The following is an 8,895-nucleotide window of genomic DNA, read 5'->3' as shown; positions in this document are numbered from 1 at the left end:
GCGGGCGGCAACGCCAGCCGGGCGGCGCGGCTGCTGGGGATCGGGCGGGCGACGCTGTACCGCCGCATGGCACGCGCCGGCCTGACCGGCTGACGATCGCCGCCGCCAGCTGTCTCGACGGCGAGACACAGCGGCGGTCCTACGTCGGCCCCTCCCCTTCCGCGCTTGCCGACCGGGGGCGATAACGGGGGACAGACGCCGTCACGGCGCCCCACCTCGTGAAGGAGAGGACCATGAGCACCCTTACCCTCGATCGCCCCGCCACGACGCTGTGTGCGCCGTTCGCGCCGCGCTACGACAATTTCATCGGCGGCACCTGGGTCGCGCCCAAGGCGGGCCGCTATTTCCAGAACATCTCGCCGCTGACCGGCCAGCCCGTGGGCGAGATCGCGCGGTCGCAGGCCGAGGATGTCGAGGCCGCGCTGGACGCGGCGCATAGCGCGAAGGACGCCTGGGGCCGCACCTCGGTCGCCGAACGGGCGCTTATCCTCAATCGCATCGCCGACCGGATGGAACAGCATCTGGAACAGCTGGCGATCGCCGAGACATGGGACAACGGCAAGCCGATCCGCGAGACGATGGCCGCCGACATCCCGCTGGCGATCGACCATTTCCGCTATTTCGCCGGCGTCGTCCGCGCACAGGAAGGATCGATCGGGGAGATCGACCACGACACCGTCGCCTATCATTTCCACGAGCCGCTGGGCGTCGTCGGGCAGATCATCCCGTGGAACTTCCCGCTGCTGATGGCGGCGTGGAAGCTCGCCCCCGCACTCGCCGCCGGCAATTGCATCGTGCTGAAACCCGCCGAACAGACCCCCGCCTCGATCATGGTGTGGATCGACCTGGTCGGCGACATCCTGCCGCCGGGCGTGCTCAACATCGTCAACGGCTTCGGGCTGGAGGCGGGCAAGCCGCTGGCCACCTCGCGCCGGATCGCCAAGATCGCGTTCACCGGGGAGACCTCGACCGGTCGCCTGATCATGCAATATGCCAGCGAAAACCTGATCCCGGTGACGCTGGAACTGGGTGGCAAGTCGCCGAACATCTTCTTCGAGGATGTCGCGCGCGAAGATGACGATTTCCTCGACAAGGCGCTGGAAGGGTTCACGATGTTCGCGCTGAATCAGGGCGAGGTGTGCACCTGCCCCAGCCGCGCGCTGGTCCATGAGAAGATCTACGACCGCTTCATGGAACGCGCGCTGAAGCGGGTGGCCGCGATCGTCCAGGGCAATCCGCTGGATGTCGCGACGATGATCGGCGCGCAGGCGTCGGCCGAACAGCGCGACAAGATCCTCTCCTATGTCGATATCGGCCGGCAGGAGGGCGCGGAACTGCTGATCGGCGGCGGCACGGCCGATCCCGGCGGGGCGTTGTCGGGCGGCTATTACGTGCAGCCGACCGTGTTCCGCGGCCATAACAGGATGCGCATCTTCCAGGAGGAGATCTTCGGCCCGGTGCTTTCGGTGACGACGTTCAGCGATGCGGAGGAGGCGCTGACGATCGCCAACGACACCGCCTACGGCCTGGGTGCCGGGGTATGGAGCCGCGACGCCAACACCTGCTACCGCTTCGGCCGGGCGATCCAGGCCGGACGGGTGTGGACCAATTGCTACCACGCCTATCCCGCGCACGCGGCGTTCGGCGGCTACAAGCAATCCGGCATCGGGCGTGAGAACCACAAGATGATGCTGGATCATTATCAGCAGACCAAGAACATGCTGGTCAGCTACAGCCCGAAGAAGCTCGGCTTCTTCTGACGATATGACGCCCCGCCCGGCCGGGCGGGGCGGTTTCCCCTCGAAGGAAGGAAGAACTTTATGGCGAAGACCATGAAGGCCGCGGTCGTGCGCGCGTTCGGCCAGCCGCTCAGCATCGACGAAGTGCCCGTGCCGCAGGTCGGCCCCGGCCAGATCCAGGTCGCGATCCAGGCATCGGGCGTATGCCACACCGATCTGCACGCCGCGCAGGGCGACTGGCCGGTCAAGCCCGAGCCGCCGTTCATCCCCGGTCACGAAGGCGTCGGCTTCGTCAGCCAGGTCGGCGCCGGGGTGAAGAACGTGAAGGAGGGCGACCGCGTCGGCGTGCCGTGGCTGTACAGCGCCTGCGGCCATTGCGTGCACTGCCTGGGCGGGTGGGAAACGTTGTGCGAGGCGCAGCTCAACACCGGCTATTCGGTCAACGGCGGGTTCGCCGATTACGTCCTCGCCGATCCCGATTATGTCGGTCACCTGCCCGCCGCGATCGGCTTTACGGAGATCGCACCGGTCCTGTGTGCCGGCGTCACCGTCTACAAGGGGCTGAAGATGACCGACACCCGGCCGGGTGACACCGTCGTCATCTCGGGCATCGGCGGGCTGGGGCATATGGCCGTGCAATATGCGGTCGCGATGGGCCTGAACGTCGCGGCGGTCGACGTCGACAATGCCAAGCTGGCGCTCGCCCGCCGGCTGGGCGCGACCGTCACCGTCAACGCGCGGACCGACCCCGATCCGGCCGCCACGATCAAGCGCGAGACCGGCGGCGGTGCGCAGGGCGCGCTGGTCACCGCCGTCAGCGAAAGGGCGTTCGCGCAGGCGATCGGGATGATGGCGCGCGGCGGGACGGTGGCGCTCAACGGTCTGCCGCCCGGCGACTTCCCGCTCAACATCTTCGGCCTCGTCCTTAACGGCATCACCGTGCGCGGATCGATCGTCGGCACGCGCCTCGATCTGCAGGAATCGATCGACTTCGCCGCGCACGGCAAAGTGCGCGCCACGGTGGAGGTCGCGCGGCTGGCGGACATCAACACCGTCTTCGATCGGATGCACAGGGGCCAGATCGAAGGGCGTGTCGTCATGGACCTGACCGCCTGACGACGAACGCGGGCGGCGGCAGGGCGCTATGCCGCCGCCCGATCACGGGCGACTGATGACGCCCGTGCATCTGAACATGACATAATGTCACTTCCCGTGACGGGCGGAATTCGGGAAACTGCCCCGGGGATCCGCGCCACGATGCCGTCACTGGGGGGTGAACGATATGAATTTCGCTGCAAAATGCCGCTCGGCCACATGCCGGATCGGAATGGCTGCCTTGCTGCTCGGGATCGCACAGCCCTTCCTTAGCGCCTCCGCGCAGGGCCAGACCACGGACCGGATCGACGGTTCGCCGGTGATCGAGCGGCTCGATTCGGCATCCCTGCCGGTCGGCAAGACGCGGCTGTGGCTCCGCGTCGACGACAATGACGTCGGCCAGGGCTATTATGTCCCGGTCATCGTCGTGAAGGGGCCGCGCCCCGGACCGCGCCTGTTGCTGACCGCGGGCATCCATGGCGACGAGTTGAACGGCATCGGCGTGATCCAGCGCCTAGTCGAGGGGCTCGACCCGGCGACGCTGTCCGGCACGCTGATCGCGGTGCCCGGCCTCAACGCCCCCGGACTGCGTAATTCGACCCGCGCCTTCACCGGCGGGCATACCGGCGCGGGCGACAACCTGAACCGCCTGATCCCGCAGGACCGCAAGGACCATGGCGACGAAGGCGGCGGCGCGAAACGGTTTGCCGCGCGGCTGTGGTCGCGGCTGATGGTCGACAACGCCGATCTCGGGATCGACCTGCATACGCAATCGCGCGGCGGCACCTATCCCGCCTATGTGTTCGTCAACACGCCCGCCGCCAAGCGGCTGGCCGACATGCTGCGCCCCGACAGCATCTATATCCAGGCCGGTCTGGACGGCGCGGTGGAGGATATGCTCAACGCCAACGGCATCCCCGCTGTCACCTATGAGCTGGGCGCGCCGGAGGTGTTCGACGAAGCGATGATCGCCCGCGCGCTGCGCGGGGTTCGCAATGTCATGATCGATCGCAAGATGCTGCCGGGGACGCCCGATCTGAGCGATCCCGAACCGTTTCTGGGCAATCTTGTCACCAATGTCGACAGTCCGCGCGGCGGCTGGGCGCATGTGCGCGTGACGCTGAACCAGTTCGTGAAGAAGGGCGACGTGCTTGCGGTTGTGACCGACCCGTTCGGCCGCCCCGTCGCGACGCTGACCGCCCCGCTCGATGCGCGCGTGGCGGGTATGGGCACCGATCCGCGCACCCAGCCGGGCGACATGGTGGTCCGCCTGATCTCTTGGGACCCCAGCCTGCCATGCCTGCGCACGGGCTGCCCGCCCCTGCCGCGCAAGAAGGACAATTAACGACGTGTAGGCGCATTCCGCCTACATTCCATTTCCGCATCAGCAGATGAGGCCAATACGTTTGGCCCGTCGCCGATCCTGTCCGATAAAGCGGGCGGCCCGTGGCATGCGCGGGCCGCCACGGCCCGATATCGCCCCCTCGCCAGAATAGGAAACGTCATGACCGATCCGCTGATGAACCTGTACAATCGGGCGCCGATCGCGGTCGCGTCGGGTGAGGGCGTGTGGCTGACCGACACCGGCGGCCGGCGCTATCTGGATTGCGTCGCCGGTATCGCCACCGACGCGCTGGGCCATGCGCATCCCGCGCTGGTGGCGGCGCTGACCGAACAGGCCGGCAAGCTGTGGCACGTGTCGAACATCTTCCGCATTCCGGGGCAGGAGGCGCTGGCGCAGCGGCTGGTCGATGCCTCGTTCGCCGATTGCGTGTTCTTCGCCAATACCGGCACCGAAGCGGTCGAGTGCGCGATCAAGACCGCTCGCCGCTACCATCACGTTAACGGCCAGCCGGAACGGATCGACATCGTCGGCTTCGCCGGGTCGTTCCACGGGCGCACCTATGCTGCGATCAACGCCTCCGGCAACGCCGGTTATATGGAGGGCTGCGGTCCGCGCCTGCCGGGGTTCGTCCAGCTGTCGGTCGACGACGACGCCGCGATCGAGGAAGCGATCGCGCGCCCGACCACTGCGGCGGTGATCGTCGAGCCGGTACAGGGCGAAGGCGGCGCGCGGGCGCTGTCGGGCGACTGGTTGCTGCGACTGCGCGCGCTGACGCGCAAGCATGGCGTGCTGCTGATCCATGACGAGGTGCAAAGCGGCATGGGGCGCACCGGCAGACTGTTCGCCCACCAGTGGTTCGACGGTGCGGCGCCTGACATCATGGCGCTGGCCAAGGCGCTGGGATCGGGCTTCCCGGTCGGCGCGTGCCTTGCCACCACGGAGGCGGCGAAGGGCATGACCCCGGGGGTCCACGGCACCACCTTCGGCGGCAATCCGCTGGCGATGGCCGTCGGCATCGCCGCGTTCGACACGATCGCGGACGAGGCGACGCTGGCCAATGCCCGCACCGCCAGCGCCGATTTTTTCGAACGGCTTGAGGGGCTGCGCGGGCGCTTCCCCGACGTCATCGCCGAGGTGCGCGGCAAGGGGCTGCTGATCGGGTTGAAGATGATCCCCAACAATCGTGCGTTCATGGGCGTCGCGCGCGATCACGGCCTGCTGGTCGCGGGCGGCGGCGAGAATTGCGTGCGGTTGCTGCCCTCGCTGCTCATCACCCCCGCCGAAGTGGCCGAGGCGGTGACCCGGCTGGAGTCCGCCTGCGTCGCGGCACGCGGTGCGATGGCGCAGGCCGCGTGATGACGATGCTGACATCCACCTGCCCGGCGACCGGCGAAACCGTCTGGTCCGCGCCGGCCGCCACCGCGGCGGACGTGACGGCGGCGGTGGCGCGCGCCCGCGCGGCGTTCCGCGACTGGCGCGCCACCGCGCTGGACGATCGGATCGCGGTAGTGCGCGCCTATGCCGGTGTCCTCAAGCAGCGCAGCGATGACTTGGCATGGGTGATCGCCCGCGAAACCGGCAAGCCGCTGTGGGAATCGGCGCAGGAAGTCGCGACGATGATCGGCAAGGTCGAACTGTCGATCGCGGCGCAGGCGGAGCGCGCCGGCCATCGCGAGACGCCGATGCCGTTCGGCGCGTCCATCCTGCGTCACCGCCCGCACGGCGTGATGGCGGTGCTGGGGCCGTACAATTTTCCCGGCCATCTGCCCAACGGGCATATCGTCCCGGCGTTGCTGGCGGGCAACACGATTGTGTTCAAGCCATCCGAACTGACCCCCGCGGTCGGCGCGGCGATGCGCGATGCCTGGCACGCGGCGGGCCTGCCGGACGATGTGCTGCAGGTGGTACAGGGCGGGCGCGACACCGGCGCGGCGCTGGTCGATGGGCGGATCGACGGCCTGCTGTTCACCGGATCGGCGGCAACCGGCGCGCACTTCCGCCGCCGGTTCGCCGAGCGGCCCGACGTCATCCTGGCGCTGGAACTGGGCGGCAACAATCCGCTGGTGGTGTGGGACGGCGACGTTCGGGAAGCCACCGCGCTGGTGGTGCAATCGGCCTATGTTACCACCGGGCAACGCTGTTCGTGCGCCCGGCGGCTGATCCTGCCGGCCGGCACATTCGGCGATGCGGTGGCAGACGCGGTCGCGGCGCTGATCCCGCGGCTGACGATCGGTCGCTGGGACGACGCGCCGGCCCCCTATATGGGGCCGCTGATCTCCGACCAGGCGGCGGCGGCGGCCCGCGGGCAGGTCGACCGGCTGGTCGCGCTGGGGGGGCGGACGATCGTGCCCCTGGGCACGGTCGCGGGGCAAAGGCCCGCCTTCGTCACCCCCGCGCTGATCGACATGACTGGCCTCGACGCGCCGGATGACGAGATTTTCGCCCCCGTCCTGCAGGTGCATCGCGCGGCATCGTTCGACGACGCGATCGCGCTGGCCAACGCCACCCGCTTCGGCCTGTCCGCGGGACTGGTGACCGCCGACGACGCGCTTTGGCGGCATTTCCTGACCGAGGCGCGCGCCGGCATCGTCAACCGCAACCGCCCGACGACGGGTGCCGCGGGGGCGCAGCCGTTCGGCGGGATCGGCGATTCCGGCAACCACCGCCCCAGCGCCTTCTACGCCGCCGATTATTGCGCCTATCCGATGGTCAGTTTCGAGGCGGACGGCGCCACCGGCCAGTGGGACGCGCTGCAACCGTTGCTGGGCGAGGCCGAGGGTCTGGCCCGCCCATGACGATGGTAGTTCGCGCGGCAGGCCTCGACGACCTGCCCGCCCTGGATGCGATGGCCCGGAGCACGGGCGGCGGGTTCGTGAACCTGCCGCCCGATCGCGACAAATTGCGTGACCGGCTGACCGCGGCGATCGCCGCTTTCGGCCACGAACAGGGCCAGCCGGATGACGACCGGTTCCTGTTCGTGCTGGAAGACGGCACCGCTGCCTGCGGCACTTGCCAGATTTTCGCACGGGTCGGCGGCAACACCCCCTTCTACAGCTATCGCATCGACCGGCGCAGCGCATGGTGCGCCGGGCTGGCCCGCGCGATCGAGACCGACGAGCTGACGGTCTGCACCGACCATCATGGATGCAGCGAGGTCGGCGGCCTGTTCCTGCGCGCGGACGCCCGCGCCGCTGGGGCCGGCGCACTGCTGGCGCGCAGCCGCTACCTCTTCATGGCGATGCACCGCGCCCGCTTCGCGGCTACGACCATCGCCGAACTGCGCGGTGTGGTGGACGCCGACGGCGGCGCACCCTTCTGGGACGGGATCGCAGGGCGTTTCTTTGGCATCGGCTTCGCCGAGGCGGATGCGTTCAACGCCGCCAACGGCACCCATGTCCTGGCAGACATGATGCCGCGGACCCCGGTACTGCTGGCGATGCTCGATGCGCGGGCACGCGACGTGGTCGGCGTGCCGCATCCGTCGGGGCGTCCGGCGATGCGATTGCTGGAAAAGGAAGGCTTTCGCCACGATCGCCACATCGACCTGTTCGACGGCGGCCCGACCATGACCGCCGCCACCGACCGGATCGAGACGATCCGCCGGGCGCGCACCGCCACGGTCCACGCGATCGCGGCGACCGGCGGAGCGCCCGTAATCGTGGCGAGCGGCCGGTTGGCGGCGTTCCGATGCTGTTTCGGCACGGTGGCGCCGCATGGCGACGGCATCGCGATCGACCCGGCCGCCGCCGCCGCGCTGGGCGTCGCGACCGGCGACATCCTCACCTATTCGCCTCGCTAATCCGTCTGGGAGCTGCCCGCATGTCCGTCCCGGTTTGTGCCGACACGATCCGTACCCGTTTCTCCCACGCCATGTCGGCGATGTATCGCGACGAGGTGCCGCTGTACGGTGATCTGCTGTCGATCGTTGCCGACGTGAACCGGCGGGTGCTGGCGGATCGCCCGGCGCTGGCGGCCGAACTGCGCGCGCGCGGCGAACTCGACCGGCTCGATGTCGAGCGGCACGGCGCCATCCGGCTGGGCACCGCCGCGGAACTGGCGATGATGCGCCGCGCCTTCGCGGTCATGGGGATGTGGCCGGTCGGCTATTATGATCTGTCGGTGGCCGGCGTGCCGGTCCATTCGACCGCGTTCCGCCCGGTCGACGAAGCCGCGCTGGCCGCCAATCCGTTCCGCATCTTCACCTCGCTGCTGCGGATCGAACTGATCGAGGATGCAGGCTTGCGTGCCGAGGCGGAAGCGATCCTGGCGAACCGCCGGATCTTCACCGACGAGGCGGTGCGCCTGATCGAACGCGCGGAGGCACAGGGCGGGCTGGACGAGGACGACGCCAACCGGTTCGTCGCCGAGCTGCTCGAAACCTTCCGCTGGCACGGCGATGCGCGCGTCGGTGCCGACGCCTATGCCCGGCTGAGCGCCGCGCACCGGCTGATCGCCGATATCGTCTCGTTTCGGGGGCCGCATATCAACCACCTGACCCCGCGAACGCTCGATATCGACGCCGCGCAGGCGGAGATGCAGGCGCGCGGAATCGACGCGAAGGCGGTGGTCGAGGGGCCGCCGCCGCGCGCGGTTCCGATCCTGCTACGCCAGACCAGCTTCAAGGCGATCGAAGAGGATGTGGTCTTCCCCGGCGACCAGCCGGGCCAGCACACCGCCCGCTTCGGCGAGATCGAACAGCGCGGCGCCGCACTGACC

8 protein-coding genes are annotated in these 8,895 nt (G+C 69.0%); all 8 read left to right on the top strand.

Features of this window, described 5'->3' with window-relative positions; all coding sequences use genetic code 11:
- On the top strand, positions 1–93 hold a 93-nt coding region (locus AX685_RS23475), incomplete at its 5' end, for a helix-turn-helix domain-containing protein (RefSeq protein ID WP_331710191.1).
- A gap of 140 nt (positions 94–233) precedes the next feature.
- Positions 234–1,760: an aldehyde dehydrogenase gene (gene adh, locus AX685_RS18655; protein ID WP_066491356.1), complete on the top strand. Its 1,527-nt coding sequence runs from the start codon at positions 234–236 to the stop codon at positions 1,758–1,760.
- A 60-nt stretch (positions 1,761–1,820) separates the two neighbouring features.
- Complete coding sequence (locus AX685_RS18650) at positions 1,821–2,855, top strand: zinc-dependent alcohol dehydrogenase (protein WP_066491355.1); 1,035 nt, start codon at positions 1,821–1,823, stop codon at positions 2,853–2,855.
- 211 nt (positions 2,856–3,066) lie between these two features.
- Positions 3,067–4,179, top strand: a complete 1,113-nt coding sequence (locus AX685_RS18645; protein WP_082741086.1) for a succinylglutamate desuccinylase/aspartoacylase family protein — start codon at positions 3,067–3,069, stop codon at positions 4,177–4,179.
- 159 nt (positions 4,180–4,338) lie between these two features.
- Positions 4,339–5,535, top strand: coding sequence for an aspartate aminotransferase family protein (locus AX685_RS18640; protein ID WP_066491345.1), 1,197 nt, complete (start codon positions 4,339–4,341; stop codon positions 5,533–5,535).
- Positions 5,535–6,974, top strand: a complete 1,440-nt coding sequence (astD, locus tag AX685_RS18635; RefSeq protein ID WP_066491342.1) for a succinylglutamate-semialdehyde dehydrogenase — start codon at positions 5,535–5,537, stop codon at positions 6,972–6,974. Before AX685_RS18640 ends, astD begins: the two co-directional genes overlap by 1 nt.
- Positions 6,971–7,978: an arginine N-succinyltransferase gene (locus AX685_RS18630; protein ID WP_066491341.1), complete on the top strand. Its 1,008-nt coding sequence runs from the start codon at positions 6,971–6,973 to the stop codon at positions 7,976–7,978. Before astD ends, AX685_RS18630 begins: the two co-directional genes overlap by 4 nt.
- A 20-nt stretch (positions 7,979–7,998) precedes the next feature.
- Positions 7,999–8,895, top strand: an 897-nt coding sequence (locus AX685_RS18625) for a VOC family protein (RefSeq protein ID WP_156445928.1), incomplete at its 3' end; no start/stop codon positions are given.

The organism is Sphingomonas sp. CCH9-F2 (assembly GCF_001556735.1).
GTDB classification, from domain to species: Bacteria; Pseudomonadota; Alphaproteobacteria; order Sphingomonadales; family Sphingomonadaceae; genus Sphingomonas; species Sphingomonas ginsenosidimutans.
This window is presented reverse-complemented; position numbering and strand designations above follow the sequence as displayed.